This is a genomic window from Pseudomonas sp. MYb185 (assembly GCF_002979975.1).
GTDB lineage: Bacteria > Pseudomonadota > Gammaproteobacteria > Pseudomonadales > Pseudomonadaceae > Halopseudomonas.
The window spans coordinates 42,276-64,507 of record NZ_PCQD01000010.1 but is presented as its reverse complement, the minus strand read 5'-3'; the positions used below and the strand labels follow the sequence as shown (position 1 = coordinate 64,507).

18 protein-coding genes and 2 tRNA genes are annotated in these 22,232 nt (G+C 61.5%); 18 read left to right on the top strand and 2 right to left on the bottom strand.

Annotated features, from left to right (window positions below):
- The first annotated feature begins 36 nt into the window (after positions 1-36).
- The 3 genes from dnaK to dapB all read left to right on the top strand — a co-directional run bounded on the left by dnaK (position 37) and on the right by dapB (position 4,030).
- Positions 37-1,959: a molecular chaperone DnaK gene (dnaK, locus tag CQ007_RS14890; RefSeq protein WP_105646626.1), complete on the top strand. Its 1,923-nt coding sequence runs from the start codon at positions 37-39 to the stop codon at positions 1,957-1,959.
- Between the two features lie 119 nt (positions 1,960-2,078).
- Positions 2,079-3,212, top strand: coding sequence for a molecular chaperone DnaJ (gene dnaJ, locus CQ007_RS14885; protein ID WP_105646625.1), 1,134 nt, complete (start codon positions 2,079-2,081; stop codon positions 3,210-3,212).
- 11 nt (positions 3,213-3,223) lie between these two features.
- Complete coding sequence (gene dapB / locus CQ007_RS14880; RefSeq protein ID WP_105646624.1) at positions 3,224-4,030, top strand: 4-hydroxy-tetrahydrodipicolinate reductase; 807 nt, start codon at positions 3,224-3,226, stop codon at positions 4,028-4,030.
- A 65-nt stretch (positions 4,031-4,095) separates the two neighbouring features.
- On the opposite strand, the gene CQ007_RS14875 is transcribed toward dapB, so the two are convergent.
- Complete coding sequence (locus CQ007_RS14875; protein ID WP_105646623.1) at positions 4,096-4,848, bottom strand: hypothetical protein; 753 nt, start codon at positions 4,846-4,848, stop codon at positions 4,096-4,098.
- Between the two features lie 363 nt (positions 4,849-5,211).
- Between CQ007_RS14875 and carA the strand changes: the two genes are divergently transcribed.
- From carA to CQ007_RS14855, 4 genes are read left to right on the top strand one after another with little or no spacing between them, the layout of a single operon-like run.
- Positions 5,212-6,348, top strand: a complete 1,137-nt coding sequence (gene carA, locus CQ007_RS14870; protein WP_105646622.1) for a glutamine-hydrolyzing carbamoyl-phosphate synthase small subunit — start codon at positions 5,212-5,214, stop codon at positions 6,346-6,348.
- 33 nt (positions 6,349-6,381) lie between these two features.
- On the top strand, positions 6,382-9,597 hold the full coding sequence (carB, locus tag CQ007_RS14865; protein WP_105646621.1) for a carbamoyl-phosphate synthase large subunit: 3,216 nt from the start codon (positions 6,382-6,384) through the stop codon (positions 9,595-9,597).
- Position 9,598: 1 nt separating this feature from the next.
- Positions 9,599-10,075 (top strand): transcription elongation factor GreA, encoded by a 477-nt coding sequence (greA, locus tag CQ007_RS14860; RefSeq protein ID WP_105646620.1) that lies wholly within the window; start codon positions 9,599-9,601, stop codon positions 10,073-10,075.
- 23 nt (positions 10,076-10,098) lie between these two features.
- Positions 10,099-10,497: a DUF4149 domain-containing protein gene (locus tag CQ007_RS14855; RefSeq protein WP_105646671.1), complete on the top strand. Its 399-nt coding sequence runs from the start codon at positions 10,099-10,101 to the stop codon at positions 10,495-10,497.
- A 133-nt stretch (positions 10,498-10,630) separates the two neighbouring features.
- Here CQ007_RS14855 and yhbY read toward each other — a convergent pair whose 3' ends face one another.
- The gene (gene yhbY, locus CQ007_RS14850; RefSeq protein WP_105646670.1) at positions 10,631-10,945 is read right to left on the bottom strand and encodes a ribosome assembly RNA-binding protein YhbY; all 315 of its coding nucleotides are present in this window, start codon (positions 10,943-10,945) and stop codon (positions 10,631-10,633) included.
- A 100-nt stretch (positions 10,946-11,045) separates the two neighbouring features.
- Here yhbY and rlmE point away from each other — a divergent pair, with 100 nt between their 5' ends.
- The 11 genes from rlmE (at position 11,046) to infB (ending at position 22,197) form a co-directional block, all read left to right on the top strand.
- A complete protein-coding gene (gene rlmE / locus CQ007_RS14845; RefSeq protein ID WP_105646669.1) occupies positions 11,046-11,669 on the top strand; it encodes a 23S rRNA (uridine(2552)-2'-O)-methyltransferase RlmE in 624 nt (207 codons plus the stop codon).
- 146 nt (positions 11,670-11,815) lie between these two features.
- Positions 11,816-13,753, top strand: coding sequence for an ATP-dependent zinc metalloprotease FtsH (ftsH, locus tag CQ007_RS14840; RefSeq protein WP_105646668.1), 1,938 nt, complete (start codon positions 11,816-11,818; stop codon positions 13,751-13,753).
- Positions 13,754-13,760: 7 nt separating this feature from the next.
- Complete coding sequence (gene folP / locus CQ007_RS14835) at positions 13,761-14,618, top strand: dihydropteroate synthase (RefSeq protein ID WP_105646667.1); 858 nt, start codon at positions 13,761-13,763, stop codon at positions 14,616-14,618.
- 54 nt (positions 14,619-14,672) lie between these two features.
- Complete coding sequence (gene glmM, locus CQ007_RS14830; RefSeq protein WP_105646619.1) at positions 14,673-16,019, top strand: phosphoglucosamine mutase; 1,347 nt, start codon at positions 14,673-14,675, stop codon at positions 16,017-16,019.
- A 66-nt stretch (positions 16,020-16,085) separates the two neighbouring features.
- Positions 16,086-16,844: a triose-phosphate isomerase gene (gene tpiA / locus CQ007_RS14825; protein ID WP_105646618.1), complete on the top strand. Its 759-nt coding sequence runs from the start codon at positions 16,086-16,088 to the stop codon at positions 16,842-16,844.
- A complete protein-coding gene (gene secG / locus CQ007_RS14820) occupies positions 16,844-17,218 on the top strand; it encodes a preprotein translocase subunit SecG (protein ID WP_105646617.1) in 375 nt (124 codons plus the stop codon). Before tpiA ends, secG begins: the two co-directional genes overlap by 1 nt.
- A gap of 12 nt (positions 17,219-17,230) precedes the next feature.
- Positions 17,231-17,315: transfer RNA gene (locus CQ007_RS14815), tRNA-Leu, on the top strand.
- Positions 17,316-17,417: 102 nt separating this feature from the next.
- A tRNA-Met gene (locus tag CQ007_RS14810) sits at positions 17,418-17,494 on the top strand.
- A 117-nt stretch (positions 17,495-17,611) separates the two neighbouring features.
- A complete protein-coding gene (rimP, locus tag CQ007_RS14805) occupies positions 17,612-18,067 on the top strand; it encodes a ribosome maturation factor RimP (RefSeq protein WP_158256783.1) in 456 nt (151 codons plus the stop codon).
- Positions 18,068-18,119: 52 nt separating this feature from the next.
- Complete coding sequence (nusA, locus tag CQ007_RS14800; RefSeq protein ID WP_105646616.1) at positions 18,120-19,601, top strand: transcription termination factor NusA; 1,482 nt, start codon at positions 18,120-18,122, stop codon at positions 19,599-19,601.
- Positions 19,602-19,665: 64 nt separating this feature from the next.
- Positions 19,666-22,197: a translation initiation factor IF-2 gene (infB, locus tag CQ007_RS14795; RefSeq protein WP_105646615.1), complete on the top strand. Its 2,532-nt coding sequence runs from the start codon at positions 19,666-19,668 to the stop codon at positions 22,195-22,197.
- Positions 22,198-22,232 lie beyond the last annotated feature (35 nt).

Here is a 22,232-nt window from a genome sequence, read left to right as displayed (position 1 = left end):
AGTAATGCGCGGCCAGCATATTTGGAGACATAGCACATGGGTAAGATTATCGGTATCGACCTGGGGACCACCAACTCCTGCGTCGCTGTCATGGAAAATGGCGTGGCCAAGGTGATAGAGAACGCCGAAGGTGGTCGTACCACGCCTTCCATCGTTGCCTATACCAATGATGGCGAGACCCTGGTCGGTCAGTCCGCCAAGCGTCAGTCGGTCACCAACCCGCAGAACACCTTGAACGCGGTCAAGCGTCTGATCGGCCGCCGGTTCGATGAGGACGTGGTGCAGAAGGACATCAAGCTGGTGCCCTACAAGATCATCAAGGCCGACAACGGTGACGCCTGGGTTGAAGCCAAGGGCGAGAAGATGGCGCCGCCGCAGATTTCGGCTGAAGTGCTGAAGAAGATGAAGAAGACCGCCGAGGACTACCTGGGCGAGCCGGTCACCGAGGCGGTGATCACCGTGCCGGCGTACTTCAACGACAGTCAGCGTCAGGCCACCAAGGATGCCGGCCGCATCGCCGGTCTGGACGTCAAGCGGATCATCAACGAGCCGACCGCTGCCGCACTGGCCTACGGTATGGACAAGGCCCGCGGCGACTCCACCGTGGTCGTATATGACCTGGGTGGCGGTACCTTCGACGTCTCGGTCATCGAGATCGCTGAGGTGGATGGCGAGCATCAGTTCGAGGTGCTGGCCACCAACGGTGACACCTTCCTCGGTGGTGAAGACTTCGACATGCGCCTGATCGACTATCTGGCCGACGAGTTCAAGAAGGAAAACGGTGTTGACCTGCACAACGACCCGCTGGCCCTGCAGCGCCTGAAAGAGGCAGCAGAGAAGGCCAAGATCGAGCTGTCGTCCAGTCAGCAGACCGACGTCAACCTGCCGTATATCACCGCTGACGCCACCGGGCCCAAGCACCTGCAGGTCAAGGTCACCCGTGCCAAGCTGGAGTCGCTGGTCGAAGAGCTGGTCAAGCGCAGCATCGAGCCGTGCCGCATCGCCATGAAGGATGCCGGCCTGGACATCTCCGAGATCAACGAGGTGATCCTGGTCGGTGGTCAGACCCGTATGCCGCTGGTGCAGAAGACCGTTGCCGAGTTCTTCGGCAAGGAGCCGCGCAAGGACGTCAACCCGGATGAAGCGGTTGCCGTGGGTGCTGCGATCCAGGGTGCGGTACTGGCCGGTGACGTGAAGGATGTGCTGCTGCTGGACGTGTCCCCGCTGTCGCTGGGTATCGAAACCATGGGCGGCGTGATGACCACGCTGATCGAGAAGAACACCACCATCCCGACCAAGAAGTCGCAGGTGTTCTCCACTGCCGATGACAACCAGACCGCCGTGACCATTCACGTGCTGCAGGGTGAGCGCAAGCAGGCGTCGCAGAACAAGTCGCTGGGTCGCTTCGATCTGGCCGACATTCCGCCGGCGCAGCGTGGCGTGCCGCAGATCGAGGTCAGCTTCGACATCGACGCCAACGGTATTCTCAACGTGTCCGCCAAGGACAAGGCTACCGGCAAGCAGCAGTCCATCGTGATCAAGGCCAACTCCGGTCTGTCCGATGAAGAGATCGAACAGATGGTGCGTGATGCCGAGGCCAACGCCGAGGAAGACCGCAAGTTCGAGGAGCTGGTCACTACGCGCAACCAGGGCGATCAGCTGGTACATGCTACCCGCAAGACCCTGACCGAAGCGGGCGACAAGGCTTCCGACGAAGAGAAGGCGGCTATCGAGAAGGCGCTGACCGAGCTGGAAGAAGCCATCAAGGGCGATGACAAGGCAGCGATCGAAGCGAAGATCAATGCATTGTCCGAAGTCTCCGCGCCGGTAGTGCAGAAGATGTATGCCGAGCAGGCAGCCCAGGGTGATGCCCAAGCCAATGCCGGTGACAGTGGCAATGCCGACGCCGATGATGTCGTCGACGCCGAGTTCGAAGAGGTCAAGGACAACAACAAGTAGTCCTTGCGTGACCGGGCCAGGCGTCTATCGCGGCCCGGTACACAACGCGGCAAGGCAACGCGGGAGCTATTCCCGCGTTGCCGTTTGTGCCGTAGGGCTTTCTAAAGGAAACAAGATATATGGCCAAGCGTGACTATTATGAAGTGCTGGGCGTTGAGCGCGGCGCTAGTGAAGCCGAGCTGAAAAAGGCCTATCGCCGGCTGGCAATGAAGTATCACCCGGACCGCAATCCGGATGACAAGGACGCGGAAGAGAAATTCAAGGAGGCCAACGAGGCCTACGAGGTTCTTACCGACGCCAGCAAGCGGGCAGCCTACGACCAGTATGGTCATGCCGGTGTCGATCCGAGCATGGGCGCCGGTGGTGCTGGTTTCGGTGGCGGCAATTTCTCCGATATCTTCGGCGATGTGTTCGGCGACATCTTCGGTGGTGGCGGTGGGCGCGGTCGTTCCAGCGTGCAGCGTGGCAGTGACCTGCGCTATACCCTCGAGCTGGACCTGGAAGAGGCGGTGCGCGGTACCTCGGTCACCATTCGGGTGCCGACCCTGGTCAGTTGCAAGACCTGTGACGGCAGTGGCGCCAAGAAGGGTACCAGCCCGGTGACCTGTACCACCTGTGGTGGTCACGGTCAGGTGCGCATGCAGCAGGGTTTCTTCTCGGTACAGCAGACCTGCCCCCGTTGCCACGGCACCGGGCAGATGATCACCGATCCCTGCAAGGACTGCCATGGTCAGGGCCGCGTCGAGGAACACAAGACGTTGTCGGTCAAGGTGCCGGCGGGCGTGGATACCGGCGATCGCATTCGTCTGGCTGGCGAGGGCGAGGCGGGCGTCAATGGCGGGCCGTCCGGTGACCTGTACGTGGTGGTGTCGGTGCGCGAGCACAAGATCTTCCAGCGCGACGGCAAGAACCTGTACTGCGAAGTGCCGATCAGCTTTGCCGATGCGGCGCTGGGTGGCGAGCTGGAAGTGCCGACCCTGGATGGCCGGGTCAAGCTGAAGATCCCCGACGGGACCCAGACCGGCAAGCTGTTCCGCCTGCGCGGCAAGGGTGTGGTGCCGGTACGCGGTGGCTCGGCTGGTGACCTGCTGTGCCGGGTAGTGGTCGAGACGCCGGTGAACCTGACCAAGCGTCAGCGCGAACTGCTGGGCGAGCTGCGTGATACGCTGCAGGCCGAGGGCAGCAATCAGTCGCCGCGGGCCAAGAGCTGGTTCGAAGGCGTAAAGAATTTTTTTGAAGACATGAAGTTCTGATCGGGGCCAACATGAGAAGAATAGCGGTAATCGGCGCAGCCGGGCGGATGGGCAAGACCCTGATCGAAGCCATCCAGCAAGCGGAAGGAGCGACCCTGACGGCGGCGATCGAGCGGCCGCAGAGCAGCTTGATCGGTGCCGATGCCGGCGAGCTGGCCGGCGTCGGCAAGCTCGGTGTGAGCATTGTCGGTGATCTGAATGCGGTGCTGGATGATTTCGATGTGTTGATCGACTTCACCCATCCCACCAGCACGCTGCTCAATCTCGAAGCCTGTCGTGCCGCGGGCAAGGCCATGGTGATCGGGACTACCGGCTTCTCCGAAGAGGAGAAGCAGTTGATCGCCAACGCTGCGCAGGATGTATCGGTGGTATTCGCGCCGAACTTCAGCGTCGGCGTCAATCTGACCCTCAAGCTGCTGGACATGGCCGCCAGGGTCATGGGTGACGAGGCGGATATCGAGATTATCGAGGCGCACCACCGGCACAAGGTGGATGCGCCGTCCGGCACCGCCCTGCGCATGGGTGAAGTGGTGGCCGATGCGCTGGGTCGCAATTTGCAGGAAGTGGCGGTTTATGGTCGCGAAGGTCAGACCGGTGCTCGGGATCGCAATACCATCGGTTTCGCTACCGTGCGCGCCGGTGATGTAGTGGGGGATCACACTGTGCTGTTTGCCACCGAAGGCGAGCGGGTCGAGATCACCCACAAGGCGTCCAGCCGCATGACCTTTGCCAAGGGCGCGGTGCGCTCGGCGATCTGGCTGGCGGACCGGTCGACCGGTTTGTATGACATGCAGGATGTGTTGTCGCTGCGCGATTGATGGCGGCGATCACGTTCTACAGCCCGGCCAGGGAAACCTGAGCCGGGCTTTTTTACGTCTCGCCGTTAGCTGGCCTTGCTCTGGCGCACCTGCTCGCGGGCCAGGTCGTTCAGCGTCTCGGTGTTGCGCAGCAGATAGAAGGCGGCGATGGTGGGAACCCAGTCCGAGCGATGGTTCAGCAGGCGCGGCTGGATGAAGCTGTACTGCTTGTCGAGGTCGTTGAGGGTGGCGGACATGTCCGGCAGCAGGGATTTCAGTGTGGCGGAGCGCTGGATGATGCTGGCATCCATGGCCTGGAACACGCTTTCACCGGTCTCGATGAAATACACGCCGATCGAGCTGAACATGCTGTTCTGGTACAGCAGCAGGATCTGGCTGGTTTCCAGGCTCTGCTGGTGCAGGGCGTGGAGGTTCTCGCCGATCTCGCCGGCCAGCGGTGAATATTGCGCGGCGGCGGCCTTGTCCAGTTCGGCATGGGCCATCATGATGCGATTGACCGTGGCCAGGTGGTAGTGCGCTTCCTCCTGGGTCTGGTTCTCGAGTTCACGAATCAGGCTGACGAATTCATTGTAGGTTGTGCGCAACGCGCTGGGATTGTCCAGCAGTCGCAGCAGTTTTTCCATGTTCGCCAGTGCCGCGTTGTAGGCTTCGCGGTTGCCTGGCTCGCGAACGCGTTCGAACAGATTGTTGTCGATCAGCAGGAAGGTAGCGGCGCGATAACCCTCGCTACGCAGCTCGTGCAGGTTCTGCGCCTGCTGCGCATCGGCGTGAGCCTGGGCGGCGAAGACGAGAAACAATAGCAGCAGGAGGTACTTCATGGAGGTTTTCATTGTTCGGAGTCCCTGTTTTTTTTGTAAATCCTGGTCCGACCGGGGCGGCGGTGCATCCATGGCCGGCAGAATGCTCCCGTGCTCTGCTGGCCGGGAAGCCTGATCCGCATGCAGTTTTAGCATGTTCGTGGCGATTATGAAACAGAATGCGAAAGCGTCCTGTACGCTGGCGGAACACTGGATAGTCGGTGTGGATATTTACTGATCAAACCGGTAAAATGCCGGGCTAATCTGTCTATCTCAGCGCGTATCTGACAATGCCTTTGCAGTGGGGTGAAGTGGAGAACACATCATTCCCGCTTTTGTGCAGCCCGCGTTTGGCAAAAACGTGTCAGTCTTTCGGAGGTTTTCTTGTCCAAGCCCGCCATTCTCGCCCTAGCCGACGGTAGCATTTTCCGCGGTGAGGCCATCGGCGCCGACGGTTACAGTGTCGGCGAGGTCGTCTTCAATACGGCCATGACCGGTTATCAGGAGATCCTCACCGATCCGTCCTACGCGCGCCAGATCGTTACGCTGACCTATCCGCACATCGGCAATACCGGAACCACACCGCTGGATGCCGAATCCTGGAAGGTCTGGGCTGCGGGCCTGGTGATTCGTGATCTGCCGCTGGTGGCCAGCAACTGGCGCAATCGCCAACCGCTGGCGGACTACCTGAAGGAGAACGGCACGGTGGCCATCGCCGGGGTTGATACCCGTCGCCTGACCCGCCTGCTGCGGGAGAAGGGTGCCCAGAATGGCTGCATCATGGCGGGTGAAGATGCCTCCGAAGAAAAGGCGCTGGAGCTGGCACGCGGCTTCCCTGGTCTGAAGGGTATGGACCTGGCCAAGGAAGTCAGTGTCAAGGAAGCCTATGAATGGCGCGAGAGCACCTGGGATCTGGCGACTGACAGCTATCCGACCATCGACACCGCGCAGCTGCCCCACCACGTGGTGGTCTACGACTTCGGCGTCAAGTACAACATCCTGCGCATGCTGGTCGCCCGTGGCTGCCGCCTGACCGTGGTACCGGCGCAGACCAGCGCTGCCGACGTGCTGGCGCTGAACCCGGATGGCGTATTGCTGGCCAATGGTCCCGGTGACCCAGAGCCGTGCGATTACGCGATCAAGGCGATCCAGGAACTGCTGGAAACCGATACGCCGATTCTCGGCATCTGCCTGGGCCACCAGTTGCTGGCACTGGCATCCGGTGCGCGCACCGTGAAGATGGCCAGCGGGCACCATGGTGCCAACCACCCGGTGCAGGACCTGGCTACCGGCGAGGTGATGATCACCAGCCAGAACCATGGTTTCGCGGTGGACGAAGCCAATCTGCCGGCCAATGTCCGGGCGACCTACAAATCACTGTTTGACGGCACCCTGCAAGGGATCGAGCGCACCGACAAGGTCGCCTTCAGCTTCCAGGGGCATCCCGAGGCCAGTCCCGGGCCGGGTGATGTGGCTCCGCTGTTCGAGCGTTTCATTGCAGCCATGACCAAAAGCGCCTGAGTCGCCGACACATCCAAGGATTAATTGCACACTATGCCAAAACGTACTGATATAAAAAGTATTCTGATCCTCGGCGCCGGTCCCATCGTGATCGGGCAGGCCTGTGAGTTCGACTACTCCGGCGCCCAGGCCTGCAAGGCGCTGCGCGAGGAAGGGTTCCGCGTCATCCTGGTCAACTCCAACCCGGCCACCATCATGACCGACCCGGCAATGGCCGACGCCACCTACATCGAGCCGATCAAGTGGCAGACCGTGGCGCGGATCATCGAGAAGGAGCGCCCGGACGCACTGTTGCCGACCATGGGTGGCCAGACCGCGCTGAACTGCGCGCTGGACCTGGAAAAGCACGGCGTGCTGGAAAAGTTCGGTGTGGAAATGATCGGCGCCAACGCCGACACCATCGACAAGGCCGAGGATCGCTCGCGGTTTGACAAGGCCATGCGTGACATCGGCCTGGAATGCCCGCGCTCGGGTATCGCCCACGATATGGATGAGGCCTACGGTGTGCTCGACAAGGTCGGCTTCCCGTGCATCATCCGTCCTTCGTTCACCATGGGCGGCACCGGTGGCGGCATTGCCTACAACCGCGAGGAATTCGAGGAAATCTGCAACCGTGGTCTGGACCTGTCGCCGACCAAGGAACTGCTGATCGACGAATCGCTGATCGGCTGGAAGGAATACGAGATGGAGGTGGTCCGCGACAAAAAGGACAACTGCATCATCGTCTGCTCGATCGAGAACTTCGATCCGATGGGTGTGCATACCGGTGACTCCATCACCGTGGCGCCGGCCCAGACGCTGACCGACAAGGAATACCAGATCATGCGCAACGCCTCGCTGGCGGTGCTGCGTGAGATCGGTGTGGAAACCGGCGGCTCCAACGTGCAGTTCGGCATCAACCCGGTCGATGGCCGCATGGTGGTGATCGAGATGAACCCGCGGGTGTCGCGCTCCTCGGCGCTGGCCTCCAAGGCCACCGGCTTCCCGATCGCCAAGATCGCCGCCAAGCTGGCAGTCGGCTATACCCTCGACGAGCTGCAGAACGATATCACCGGTGGCCGCACCCCGGCGTCCTTCGAGCCGTCGATCGACTACGTAGTGACCAAGATTCCGCGTTTCGCCTTCGAGAAGTTCCCCAATGCCGACGCCCGCCTGACCACCCAGATGAAGTCGGTGGGTGAGGTCATGGCCATCGGTCGTACCTTCCAGGAGTCGCTGCAGAAAGCACTGCGTGGTCTGGAAGTGGGCTCCTGCGGCTTCGATCCGCAACTGGACCTGAATGCTGCCGACGCCGCCACCACGCTGACCCGCGAGCTGACCGTGCCGGGTGCCGAGCGCATCTGGTATCTCGGCGACGCTTTCCGCTCCGGCATGAGTGTCGAGCGCATTTTCGAGCTGACCAAGATCGATCCCTGGTTCCTGGTGCAGATCGAGGATCTGATCAAGGATGAAAGCCGTATCAGTGAGATGGGCCTGGCCGAGATCGACCGTGATCTGATGTACCGCCTCAAGCGCAAGGGTTTCTCCGATATCCGCCTGGCACAGCTGCTGGGCGTGAGCGAGAAGAACCTGCGTTCGCAGCGCCACAAGCTGGGCGTGTTCCCGGTGTACAAGCGGGTGGATACCTGCGCCGCCGAGTTCGCCACCGACACCGCCTACATGTACTCGACCTACGAGGAAGAGTGCGAAGCCAGCCCGTCGACCCGCGACAAGATCATGGTGCTGGGTGGCGGCCCGAACCGCATCGGCCAGGGCATCGAGTTCGACTATTGCTGCGTGCACGCCGCGCTGGCGATGCGCGAAGACGGTTACGAGACCATCATGGTCAACTGCAACCCGGAAACCGTGTCCACCGACTACGATACCTCCGACCGCCTGTATTTCGAGCCGGTGACGCTGGAGGATGTGCTGGAAATCGTCCGTGTCGAGCAGCCCAAGGGCGTGATCGTGCAGTATGGCGGCCAGACCCCGCTGAAACTCGCCCGCGCCCTCGAAGAGGCCGGTGTGCCGATCATCGGTACCAGCCCCGAGGCCATCGACCGCGCCGAAGACCGCGAGCGCTTCCAGCAGATGGTCGAGCGCCTGAAACTGCGTCAGCCGCCGAACGCCACCGTGCGCAGCGAAGATGAGGCGATCAGCGCCGCCGCGAAGATCGGCTACCCGCTGGTGGTGCGTCCGTCCTATGTACTGGGTGGGCGGGCCATGGAGATCGTCTATCAGGAAGACGAGCTCAAGCGTTACCTGCGTGATGCGGTGAAAGTGTCCAACGACAGCCCGGTGCTGCTGGATCACTTCCTCAATTGCGCGATCGAGATCGACGTGGATGCGGTATCCGACGGTACCGACGTGGTGATCGGCGCCATCATGCAGCATATCGAGCAGGCCGGTGTGCACTCCGGTGACTCGGCATGCTCGCTGCCGCCGTACTCGCTGTCGGCCGAGATCCAGGACCAGATGCGCGATCAGGTCAAGCGCATGGCGCTGGAGCTGGGTGTGGTCGGTCTGATGAACGTGCAGCTGGCGCTGCAGGGTGACACCATCTATGTTATTGAAGTGAATCCGCGCGCCTCGCGTACCGTGCCCTTCGTCTCCAAGTGCATCGGTCAGTCGCTGGCGCAGATCGCCGCCCGCGTGATGGCTGGCAAGACGCTCAAGGAACTGGGCTTCACCGAAGAGGTGATTCCGAACTTCTACAGTGTCAAGGAAGCGGTATTCCCGTTCGCCAAGTTCCCTGGTGTCGACCCCATCCTCGGGCCGGAAATGAAATCCACCGGCGAGGTGATGGGTATCGGCGACAGCTTCGCCGAGGCGTTTGCCAAGTCGCAACTGGGCGCCAGCGAAGTGCTGCCAACCTCTGGCACCGTGTTCATCAGTGTGCGTGAAGACGACAAGCCTTTCGTCGCCGAGATGGCTGGCGAGCTGATCGAGCTGGGCTTCGAGGTAGTGGCGACCACAGGTACGGCCAAGGTCATCGAAGCGGCCGGCCTGCCGGTACGCCGGGTGAACAAGGTCACCGAAGGCCGCCCGCACATCGTCGACATGATCAAGAACGACGAGATTCGCCTGGTGATCAACACCACCGAAGGCCGGCAGTCGATCGCCGACTCCTATTCCATTCGTCGCAATGCCCTGCAGCACAAGGTCTACTCCACCACCACCCTGGCGGGTGGCCAGGCGGTATGCATGGCATTGAAATTCGGACCGGAGCGCGCTGTGCGCCGCCTCCAGGACCTGCACGAGAGATTATAAGATCATGAAATATCCCATGACCAAGCAGGGCGCCCAGGCCCTGGAAGACGAGCTCAAGCACCTGAAATCGGTGATGCGGCCACAGATCACCCAGGCCATCGCCGAAGCGCGGGAGCTGGGAGATCTGAAGGAAAATGCCGAGTACCATGCTGCCCGCGAACAGCAGGGCATGGTCGAGGCGCGCATCCGTGATATCGAGGGTCGCCTGTCGGCGGCCCAGGTGATCGATGTCACCGCCATTGCGCATACCGGCAAGGTAATCTTCGGCACCACGGTGAATATCGCCAACGTCGATACCGACGAAGAGGTGCAGTATCGGATCGTCGGTGAGGATGAGGCGGAGATCAAGGAAGGCAAGATCTCGGTGACCTCACCGATTGCCCGGGCGCTGATCGGCAAGGAAGAGGGCGATGTCGTGGCGGTGAGGACCCCGGGCGGCGTTGTCGAGTATGAAATCGTTGAAGTTCAGCACCTTTGAACTTCGCTGCCGCTCTGCCGGCCATGCGTAGCGGCAGGGTAGCCTGGCAGCTGGCCCAGACGTTATGGGTCGGTGGTATCTGGATGCTGCATTTCGTCATGCTGCCGGCGCTGGAGCGGTTCGGGCTGGCGCCACTGCTGATCGACGAGATCGCCGGTTTCATGCGTCCGCTGTTGGTCGGGTTTGCCGCGGTGTGTGCGCTACTGCAATATATGGTCGCTTGCTCGGTGCTGGGGGTGGCGATCTGGCGTGATCTGCGCGGCCAGTTGCTGCTGCTGGTGATGTTGGCAGCGGCTGCCTTCTTCCTCGTGGGCCAACTGCCTAACGGTGTCTACTGGCAGCTGTTCAGTTATCTGGTGCTGGCCTTTGCCGGGTTGGTGCTGATATTGCAGCCGCGGCCGGATGAGACAGTGTCCCGCTGAGTTTGGTGTGGTGGTTGCAACTATCTATCGCGCCGGGGTGACGCTCCTACAGCTGGATGTGCAGCTGTGTTCTGATTGTAGGAGCGCCGCCTCGGCGCGATCAGCGGTTTCGCTGTAAAGGCGGGCAGAAGGGTCAGAAATCCTTGAAACGCACCAGGTTGGACAGGTTGGGGTTGGGCTTCTTGTTGCGCCGCAGCAGGACAACCATCTTGCCGATTACCTGCACCAGTTCTGCGCCCGCGGCCTGGCAGAGTTGGCCAATCAGCGCCTGCTTGGTCTCGCGGTCGCCCACCGTGATGCGTATCTTGATCAGTTCATGATCGCTCAGGGCGCGATCGAGTTCGGCCAGAACGCCTTCGCTGGCACCCTGCTCGCTGACAATCACTACCGGCTTGAGGTGGTGGGCGATGCGTTTGTAGGCTTTTTTCTGTTCGGAGCTGAGCGCCATAATGATCCGTATGAGTTCCTGTTCGATGAGTGTCGATAGATGAGTATCGATAAAGGAGCCTAGTATAACCGGCGGCGCGATCCGCTGCATGAGGTATTCCGTGGCAAGATCAAAGACCAGCAAGGGCTGGCTGAAAGAACATTTTGACGATCACTATGTCAAACAGGCACAGAAGGACGGCTACCGCTCCCGGGCCAGCTACAAGCTGCTGGAAATCCAGGAAAAGGATCGTCTGCTGCGGCCGGGCATGACCGTGCTCGACCTGGGTTCGGCACCGGGTGGCTGGTCGCAGGTCGCCAGTCGGGTGATCGGCGAGAAGGGACGGATCATCGCATCCGACATCCTGCCCATGGACAGCATCGCGGATGTGGTCTTCATCCAGGGCGACTTTACCGAGGATGCGGTGTTCGAGGCGATCCTCGCGGCGATCGGCGGGCACCCGGTGGACCTTGTTATTTCCGATATGGCCCCCAATATGAGTGGTACGCCTGCCGTCGACCAGCCTCGCGCCATGTATCTGTGTGAGCTGGCGCTGGACATGGCCGGCAGGGTATTGCGCCCGGGTGGCGACTTCCTGATCAAGGTGTTCCACGGTGAAGGGTTCGACGAGTACTTCAGGGAAATGCGCGGCCGGTTCGACAAGATCGTCACGCGCAAACCGGGAGCATCCCGGGATCGCTCCCGGGAAACCTACCTGCTGGGCAGGGGCTTCAAGGGTGAATGACGGGCAGAGGTGACATAGCGCGTTACACAGCTGGAACTGCCGTGGTGGTGGAATCTGGTGTAAGGTAGACAGGCCGGATAAACGACGAATACAGCCAGGCTCCGATCATCCAGATGGCGGGGCAAGAGGATAGCAATTTGAACGATATGGCGAAAAACCTCATTCTGTGGTTGATCATCGCTGCAGTGCTGGTGACTGTGATGAATAATTTCAGCAGTCCCGCCGAGCCGCGTACGCTGAATTACACCGAATTTCTCGAGCTGGTGAACGATCGCCAGGTCGAACGTGTGACCGTGGACGGTTTCGTCATTACCGGCAAGCGCCGTGATGGCGAGACGTTCAAGACCGTACGCCCGGCCATTCAGGACAACGGGCTGATCGGCGATCTGCTGGACAACAATGTTGTGGTCGAAGGCAAGCAGCCGGAGCGTCAGAGCATCTGGACCCAGTTGCTGATCGCCAGCTTCCCGATCCTGATCATCATCGCCATCTTCATGTTCTTCATGCGCCAGATGCAGGGCGGCGGCGGTGGCCGCGGCGGGCCGATGAGCTTCGGCAAGAGCAAGGCGCGGATGCTGTCCGAGGACCAGGTCAAGACCACCTTCGCCGATGTCGCCGGTTGCGACGAGGCCAAGGAGGAAGTCAGCGAGCTGGTGGAGTTTCTGCGCGACCCGGGCAAGTTCCAGCGCCTCGGTGGGCACATTCCCCGCGGTGTACTGATGGTCGGGCAGCCGGGTACCGGTAAGACACTGTTGGCCAAGGCGGTTGCCGGCGAGGCCAAGGTGCCGTTCTTCACCATCTCCGGTTCGGATTTCGTGGAAATGTTCGTCGGTGTCGGCGCCAGTCGTGTGCGTGACATGTTCGAACAGGCCAAGAAGCACGCGCCCTGCATCATCTTCATTGATGAGATCGATGCCGTGGGTCGGCATCGTGGTGCCGGTCTGGGTGGCGGTCACGACGAGCGTGAGCAGACCCTGAACCAACTGCTGGTGGAGATGGACGGCTTCGAGGCCAACGATGGCATCATCGTGGTCGCAGCGACCAACCGTCCCGACGTACTGGACCCGGCACTGCTGCGCCCGGGCCGTTTCGACCGTCAGGTCGTGGTCGGACTGCCGGATATCCGTGGTCGTGAGCAGATTCTCAAGGTGCACATGCGCAAGGTGCCGCTGGGTGATGACGTGGTGCCGTCGGCGATCGCCCGCGGTACGCCCGGCTTCTCCGGTGCCGACCTGGCCAACCTGGTCAACGAGGCCTCGCTGTTCGCTGCCCGGGCCGGCAAGCGCCTGGTTGAAATGAACGAGTTCGAGATGGCCAAGGACAAGATCATGATGGGCGCCGAGCGCAAATCGATGGTCATGTCGGATAAGGAAAAACTCAATACCGCCTACCACGAGTCGGGCCACGCCATCGTTGGCCGCCTGGTGCCCGAACACGACCCGGTATACAAGGTCTCGATCATTCCGCGCGGACGTGCCCTGGGTGTGACCATGTTCCTGCCCGAGGAAGATCGCTACAGCCTGTCCAAGCGCGCGCTGATCAGCCAGATCTGCTCGCTGTTCGGCGGTCGTATCGCCGAGGAGATGACCCTGGGCTTCGATGGGGTGACCACCGGTGCCTCCAACGACATCATGCGTGCCACCCAGCTGGCGCGGAACATGGTGACCAAGTGGGGGTTGTCGGAGAAGCTTGGTCCGCTGATGTATGCCGAAGAAGAGGGTGAGGTATTCCTTGGTCGCAGTGCCGGCAGCCAGCATGCCAATGTATCGGGTGAGACCGCGCGGCTGATCGACGAGGAGGTGCGCAGCATCATCGACGAGTGCTATGCCACCGCCAAGCGCCTGCTGGAGGAGAACCGTGACAAGCTGGATCTCATGGCCGAGGCGCTGATGAAGTACGAAACCATCGATGTCGAGCAGATCAATGACATCATGAGCGGCAAGCCGGTCCGTGAGCCCAAGGGGTGGGCTGACGATGATCGCCGTGGTCCCGGCGCTGGGGCAACCTCGCAGGATGCCGCGCCGGACTCCAAGGATGAGCCCCGTGATGACGGTGTGATTGGCGGTCCTGCAGGCGAACACTGAGAGCAGCATGACACAAGCCCGCAATAACTCCCGGTTGCCTTGCGGTGACCGGGAGCTTGACCTTTCCCGTACCCATGTCATGGGTATTCTGAATATCACTCCTGATTCGTTTTCCGATGGTGGGCGCTACACGCGCCGCGATGCGGCATTGGCGCATGCCGAGCAGATGCTGGCCGCCGGTGCGACGCTGATCGATATCGGTGGCGAGTCGACCCGGCCCGGCGCTGCACTGGTCAGTGTCCAGGAGGAAATCGATCGGGTGGTGCCCATGGTGGAAGCCATCAAGGCCCGCTTCGATACCGTGGTATCGATCGACACCAGTACGCCAGAGGTGATCAGTGGCTCGGCGGCGGTGGGCGCCGGGCTGATCAATGATATCCGTGCCTTGTGTCGTCCGGGCGCGATGCAGGCGGCGGTCGATTCCGGGTTGGCGGTATGCCTGATGCACATGCAGGGCGATCCGCAGACCATGCAGCAGGCGCCGCATTATGATTCGGTGCTGGTGCAAGTGAACTCCTTCCTCGAGCAGCGGGTCCAAGCCTGTCTGCAGGCCGGGATCGAGCGCAACAAGCTGGTGCTGGACCCGGGCTTCGGTTTTGGCAAGAGCCTGCAGCACAACCTCGAACTGTTCGCTGCAATGCCGCAGCTGCAGCCGCTCGACCTGCCGATTCTGGTGGGCGTATCACGCAAGAGCATGATCGGCCAGGCCCTTGATCGGCCGGTGGACCAGCGGCTGCCGGGTGGTCTGGCACTGGCGGTGCTTGCGGTGACCAAGGGTGCGCGTATCATTCGCGTACACGATGTGGCGGAAACCGTCGATGCCGTGCGCATGGCGGAGGCGGTGATGGCGGCGGAGCAGGGTTAGCCAGCCAGCGCTGTCGGGGTTTTCACCGATTTTACTGAGTCAGGACTCTCTCATATGGAAAAGCGCTATTTCGGCACCGACGGCATTCGCGGCCTGGTCGGCACCCACCCGATTACCCCGGAATTCATGCTCAAGCTTGGCTGGGCTGTCGGTACCGCTTTCAGGCATGACGGTCAGTGCCGGGTGGTTATCGGCAAGGACACGCGGATTTCCGGCTACATGTTCGAGTCGGCGCTGGAGGCCGGGCTGTCCGCCGCTGGTGCCCAGGTCCAGTTGCTCGGGCCGATGCCGACACCGGCGATCGCCTACCTGACGCGGACCTTCAAGGCCGATGCGGGGATCGTCATCAGTGCTTCGCACAATCCCTACTACGACAATGGCATCAAGTTCTTTTCCGCCCAGGGCACCAAGCTGCCGGACACGCTGGAGCACGAGATCGAGCGGTTGGTCGATTCGCCCATGCAGGTGGTTGAGTCCAGTGCGCTGGGCAAGGTGGCGCGGGTCGAGGACGCCTCGGGCCGCTATATCGAATTCTGCAAGAGCAGCGTGCCGACCAGTACCAGTTTCAAGGGCCTGAAGCTCGTTCTGGATTGCGCCAACGGCGCCACCTACAAGGTCGCGCCGAGCGTATTCTCCGAACTCGGCGCCCAGGTCAGCGTGATCGGCGCCGCACCGGATGGATTGAACATCAATGCCGGGGTCGGCTCGACCGATCTGGCGGCGCTGGGGCAGGCGGTAGTCGAGCGTCAGGCCGACATGGGCATTGCCTTCGATGGTGACGGTGACCGGGTGATGATGGTCGACGCCGAGGGTAATCCGGTCGATGGTGACGAGCTGCTGTACATCATGACCCTGGATCTGTACGAGCGGGGGCTGCTGGAAGGCGGTGTGGCCGGCACGCTGATGAGCAACCTGGGTCTGGAATTGGCTCTGCGCGAGCGGGATATTCCCTTTATCCGTGCCAAGGTCGGTGATCGCTACGTGATGGCCGAGCTGCAACAACGTGGCTGGACGCTGGGTGGTGAGTCTTCCGGGCACCTGGTATGCCTGCGCCACACCACCACCGGTGACGGTATCATCGCCGCGCTGCAGGTGCTGCGAGCGCTACGCATGTCGGGCAAGACGCTGGCCCAGGCCTGCAAGGGCATGCAGAAGTGCCCGCAGAAGCTGATCAATGTGCGCTATCAGAACAATGGCGGCTCGCCGCTGGAATCGCCGGCGCTGAAGTCGGCGGTGGCCGATGCCGAGGGGCGTTTGGGTGATTCGGGTCGGGTACTGCTGCGCCTGTCGGGGACCGAGCCGGTGATCCGGGTGATGGTCGAAGGCCAGGATGCTGTCCAGGTCACCCGGGAGGCCGAGGCGTTGGCGGCGCAGGTACAGAAAATGTTCGCTGCCGGCTGAAAAGGCGGTTGTGTCGTGGTGGCAACTTGGTTAACATTGGCGCCCGCTTGAGCAGAGAGGTTAGGCATGCGTCGTCCGCTGGTCGCCGGAAACTGGAAAATGTACGGTACTCGGCACTCCGTTGATGAGTTGCTCTCCGGGTTGAATGCGCAGCAGTGGCCGGAACAGGTCGATCTGCTGATCGCGCCGCCGGCGCTGTATGTCCAGCAGTGCCGTGAAGCACTGGCTGGTTCGCCGTTGCGGTTGGCCGGTCAGAGCTGCGCCTACCAGGCCGAGCCCGGTGCGTTGACCGGTGAGATTTCCCCGGCTCAGCTGCGTGATGCGGGATGTGAATACGTGCTGGTCGGTCATTCCGAGCGGCGCAGCCTGTTCGGCGAGACCGATGAGGTGATTTGTCGCAAGTTCGCCGCCGCGCTGGCTTGTGGTCTGCGTCCGATTCTCTGTGTCGGCGAGACGCGTGAGCAGCATGATGCGGGTGAAACCGCGGAGGTGGTCGGGCGCCAGTTGCAAGCCGTGCTGGATACCTTTGGCGTCGGTGGGTTGGCCCAGGGTGTGGTGGCCTACGAGCCGGTCTGGGCGATTGGCACCGGTTTGACCGCTACCCCGGAGCAGGCGCAGGAAGTGCACGCGATGATCCGGGCGCGTCTGGCGCTGCAGGATGACGAGCAGGCCCAGTGTGTGCAGATCGTCTATGGCGGCAGCGTCAAGGCGGAAAATGCCGAGGCATTGTTCGGCATGCCGGATATCGACGGAGGGCTTGTAGGTGGAGCCTCTCTCAACGCAGATGAATTTGGTGCGATCGCTCGTGCCGCGGGACAAGTTTAATGATTGAAACCGTTGTTGTGATTGTGCATCTTCTGATCGCTATTGCGCTGGTGGGGTTGATCCTCATCCAGCAGGGCAAGGGCGCGGAAACCGGTGCTTCCTTTGGTTCGGGCGCGTCCGGTACGGTTTTCGGCAGTCAGGGCTCGGCGACTTTCCTTAGCCGCTTGACAGCTGTGCTGGCCACTGTATTCTTTCTGACCTCGCTGGGTCTGGCTTACTATGCCAGTCACAAGGCCGGTGAGATTCGCGATGCGGGTTTGCCGATGCCGGCCCTGCAGAGCCAGCCGGTTGCCCCGGTCAGTGAAGATATACCTGTTCTTGAAGAACAGGCTCCTCAGGCTCCCGCGACGGATGATGTTCCCGTCGTCGACTGAGTCAACAGTTTTGCGGAAGTGGTGGAATTGGTAGACACGCTATCTTGAGGGGGTAGTGCCTTAGGGTGTATGGGTTCGAGTCCCATCTTCCGCACCAATCAGACAGGGCCTGCACTATGCAGGCCCTGTTGCTTTCCGGCTGAATGTGTCAGGTTGTCTTGTTTGGCCACCGGGCGTATAATTCATGCCTCGGATTCGCCGCGGGGTGGAGCAGTCTGGTAGCTCGTCGGGCTCATAACCCGAAGGTCGTAGGTTCAAATCCTGCCCCCGCAACCAGTCAAAGGCCCCTTTTCAGGGGCTTTTTGTTAACTCCGGACTTCACCGAGGTGAAGTGGCCGGAACCAGGATGGGCTTTCAGGCCCATTTTTTATTCGTGAAAGAAAGGCGGTGAAATTGTCCGGCAAAGTTACCGAATTGGAGAGCCTGTTGGTCCCGGTTGTCGAAGCTCTGGGCTATCGTTGTTGGGGAATCGAGTTTCTCTCGCAGGGACGTCACAGTCTGCTGCGGGTCTATATCGATCACCCCGACGGCGTCAGCGTGGAAGCCTGCGCCGCGGTGAGCAGGCAAGCCAGTGCGGTGCTGGATGTGGAAGACCCGATCAGCGGTGATTACACTCTGGAGGTGTCTTCTCCGGGAATGGACAGACCGTTGTTCACTCTCGAACAGTTTGCCGCCTATGTGGGCGAGCAGGCCAAGATCAGATTGCGCGTGCCCTATGATGGCCGGCGGAATTTTCAGGGTGTCATCCGCGGGGTGGAAGGCGATGAGGTGGTGTTGCAGGTCGAGGATCATGAATACCTGCTGCCGATCGATTCCATCGACAGAAGTCATATCATTCCGCGGTTTTGAGCATTTTTCGGGCTCCAGTGGCCCCAATGGATGGCGTTAGGCGAGGCATACGATGAGCAAAGAAGTGCTGCTGGTTGTGGAATCCGTTTCCAATGAGAAGGGCGTACCGCCCGGAGTCATTTTCGAGGCTCTGGAGCTGGCATTGGCCACGGCCACCAAAAAGCGCTACGAAGACGAAGTGGATGTGCGGGTGGCGATCAACCGCCAGACCGGCAACTACGACAGCTACCGCCGCTGGACCGTGGTGGTGGATGACGACTTCGAAGAGCCCGGCATGCAACTGGCTCTGGACCAGGCCCACGAGCGCGATCCGGCGCTGAACGTCGGCGATGTGGTCGAGGAGAAGATCGAGTCCGTCGAGTTCGGCCGGATCGCCGCGCAGATCGCCAAGCAGGTCATCGTGCAGAAGGTCCGCGAGGCCGAGCGCGCCCAGGTGGTTGATGCCTATCGTGACCGCCTGGGTGAGATCATCAGCGGCACGGTGAAGAAGGTTACCCGTGACAGTGTCATCGTCGACCTGGGCAACAATGCCGAGGCGGTGTTGCCGCGTGAGGAAATGATTCCGCGCGAGACCTTCCGTACCGGTACCCGCATCCGCGCACTGCTCAAGGATATCCGCGAGGAGAATCGTGGTCCGCAGCTGGTGCTGTCGCGAGCCTGTCCGGAAATGATCATCGAGTTGTTCCGCATCGAGGTGCCGGAGATTTCCGAGGAACTCATCGAAGTCATGGGCGCCGCCCGCGACCCGGGTTCCCGCGCCAAGATCGCGGTACGCTCCAAGGACAAGCGCATCGATCCGCAGGGCGCCTGCATCGGCATGCGCGGCTCACGCGTCCAGGCGGTGTCCGGTGAGCTGGGTGGCGAGCGTGTGGATATCGTCCTGTGGGATGACAACCTCGCCCAGTTCGTGATCAACGCCATGGCCCCGGCCGAGGTGGCCTCGATCATTCTGGACGAAGACACGCATACCATCGATATCGCCGTGGCCGAGGACAACCTGGCCCAGGCTATCGGTCGCAGCGGTCAGAACGTCCGCTTGGCCAGCCAACTGACCGGTTGGACGCTGAATGTCATGACCGAAGACGATATCCGCGCCAAGCAGGAAGCCGAGACCGGCGATGTGCTGCGCAATTTCATCGACGAACTGGACGTGGATGAGGAGCTGGCGCAGATCCTGGTCGACGAGGGCTTCACCTCCCTGGAGGAAATCGCCTACGTACCCATGGAAGAGATGCTGGAAATCGACGGTTTCGATGAGGATATCGTCAACGAGCTGCGTTCCCGGGCCAAGGATCGCCTGCTGACAAAGGCGATTGCCAACGAGGAAAAACTGGAAGAGGTCCAGCCTGCGGACGATCTGCTGAATATGGAGGGGATGGATCGCGCCCTGGCATTCCAGCTCGCGGCCCAAGGCATTCTCAGCATGGAAGACCTCGCGGAACAATCCGTGGATGACCTGCTGAACATAGATGGAATCGACGAAGCCCGCGCCGGCGCCCTGATCATGGCAGCCCGGGCACCCTGGTTTGAATAAACCGGTCGGCTGGTAGCAGCATCACCCGGCGGCAACGCCAGGTCCCCGACTGAGGAGAAAGTGAATGGCGGAAGTGACGGTCAAAGAATTGGCTCAGGTAACAGGCACGCCGGTAGAGCGCCTGTTGCAACAGATGCAGGAAGCCGGGTTGACGCAGACCCGCGCGGAGCAATCCGTGTCGGATGAAGAAAAGCAGCGCCTGCTGACGTTTCTGAAAAGTGCCCATGGCGACTCCGCGCAGGAGCCGCGCAAAATCACCCTGACGCGTAAAACCGTCAGCACCCTGAAAGTGGCGGGTAGCAAAACCGTCAACGTGGAAGTTCGCAAGAAGCGGACCTACGTCAAGCGTGACGAAGTAGACCTGGAAGCCGAGCGTCAGCGCGAGCTGGAAGAGTTGCGTGCCGCCGAGGAAGCCCGTCAGGCTGCAGCCGAAGCACGTCGCCTGGCCGAGGAAGAGGAAGCCCGCAAGGCCGCCGAGGAAGCAGCCCGTCAGGCTGCCGAAGCGCAGGCTGCCCAGGCCCAGGCACAGCAGCCCGAGCCGCCAGTGGCCGCTGCCGAACCTGTGGTCGAGGCGCAGCCGGTAGCGGCAGCCGTCGCGCCGCAGCCCGCAGCTGCGCCGTCACCGGCAGCGGCAGCGAAGAAGAAGGACGAGCAGCGCCGCAAGGACCGGGCCGAGGAAGACGAGCGCAGCCGCAAGCGCGCTGGTGGTCCGGGCAAGGGTCGTGGTGGTGCGCGGGCGAGCGATGATGACGATGCTGGTGCCCGTCGTCGTGGTGGTGCCGGCAAGCTCAAGGCGCAGAAGAAACGTAATCAGCACGGCTTCGAGAAGCCGACAGGACCTATAGTGCGAGAAGTGGTAATCGGTGAAACCATCACCGTGGCCGAACTGGCCCAGAAGATGTCGGTCAAGGCGGCCGAGGTCATCAAGTACATGTTCAAGAACGGCAACATGGTGACCATCAACCAGGTGCTGGACCAGGACACCGCGACCATCGTCGCCGAAGACATGGGCCATCAGGTCAAGCACGTCAGGGAAAGCGACCTGGAAGACCGCCTGGCTGAAGCCATGCAGTTCGAAGGCGAGGAAGTCAGCCGCGCCCCGGTGGTGACCGTCATGGGTCACGTCGACCACGGCAAGACCTCGTTGCTCGACTATATCCGCCGCACCAAGGTCGCTTCCGGCGAGGCGGGCGGGATCACCCAGCACATCGGTGCCTACCATGTGCAGACCGATCGCGGCATGGTCACCTTCCTGGATACACCCGGCCACGCCGCGTTCACCGCGATGCGTGCCCGTGGCGCCCAGTCCACCGATATCGTGATCCTGGTGGTGGCCGCCGATGACGGCGTGATGCCGCAGACCGAGGAAGCCGTACAGCATGCCAAGGCTGCCGGCGTACCGCTGGTGGTAGCGGTGAACAAGATCGACAAGGAGCAGGCCGATCCGGATCGCATCAAGAACGACCTGGCTGCCCGTGACGTGATCCCCGAGGAATGGGGTGGCGACACCATGTTCGTCCACGTTTCGGCCAAGGTCGGTACCGGCATCGACGAGCTGCTTGAAGCGGTTCTGTTGCAGGCCGAAGTACTCGAACTCAAGGCCCAGCCAGCGGCACCGGCGCGTGGCGTGGTGATCGAATCGCGCCTGGACAAGGGCCGTGGCCCGATCGCCACCGTACTGGTACAGAACGGTACCCTGCGCCAGGGCGACGTGGTGCTGGCCGGGGTCAACCATGGCCGGGTGCGCGCCATGCTCGACGAGAACGGCAACAACGTCAAGGAAGCGGGTCCGTCCATTCCGGTGGCGATCCTGGGTCTTGATGGTACCCCGGAAGCCGGCGACGAGATGACCGTGGTCGCTGACGAGAAGAAGGCCCGCGAAGTGGCGCTGTTCCGTCAGGGCAAGTTCCGCGAGATCAAGCTGGCCCGTCAACAGTCGGCCAAGCTGGAGAACATGTTCGAGAACATGGGCCAGGGCGAGAAGAAGACCCTCAACATCGTCATCAAGACCGATGTGCGCGGTACCCTCGAGGCACTGCAGGGTTCGCTCAACGAACTGGGCAACGACGAAGTCCAGGTCAAGATCGTCTCCGGTGGCGTGGGCGGTATCACCGAAACCGACGCCAACCTGGCGCTGGCCTCGAATGCGGTGATCTTCGGCTTCAACGTCCGTGCCGATGCCTCGGCGCGCAAGGTGATCGAGGCCGAGGGCCTGGATCTGCGCTACTACAGCGTGATCTACGAGATCATCGATGACGTCAAGAAGGCCCTGTCCGGCATGCTGGGCAGCGATGTGCGCGAGCAGATCCTCGGTGTCGCCGAGGTGCGTGACGTGTTCCGTTCGCCCAAGTTCGGCGCGGTGGCCGGCTGTATGGTCATCGAAGGTACCGTGTACCGCAACCGTCCGATCCGTGTACTGCGTGAAGACGTGGTCATCTACGAGGGCGAGCTGGAATCGCTGCGCCGCTTCAAGGATGACGTCGCCGAAGTACGCAATGGCATGGAATGCGGTATCGGCGTGAAAAACTACAACGATGTGCGTGTCGGTGACCGTATTGAGGTCTTCGAACGGGTTCAGGTGGCACGAACCCTGTAAACGCCAGTCAGAAGTTGACAGCCGGAAGCTGGAAG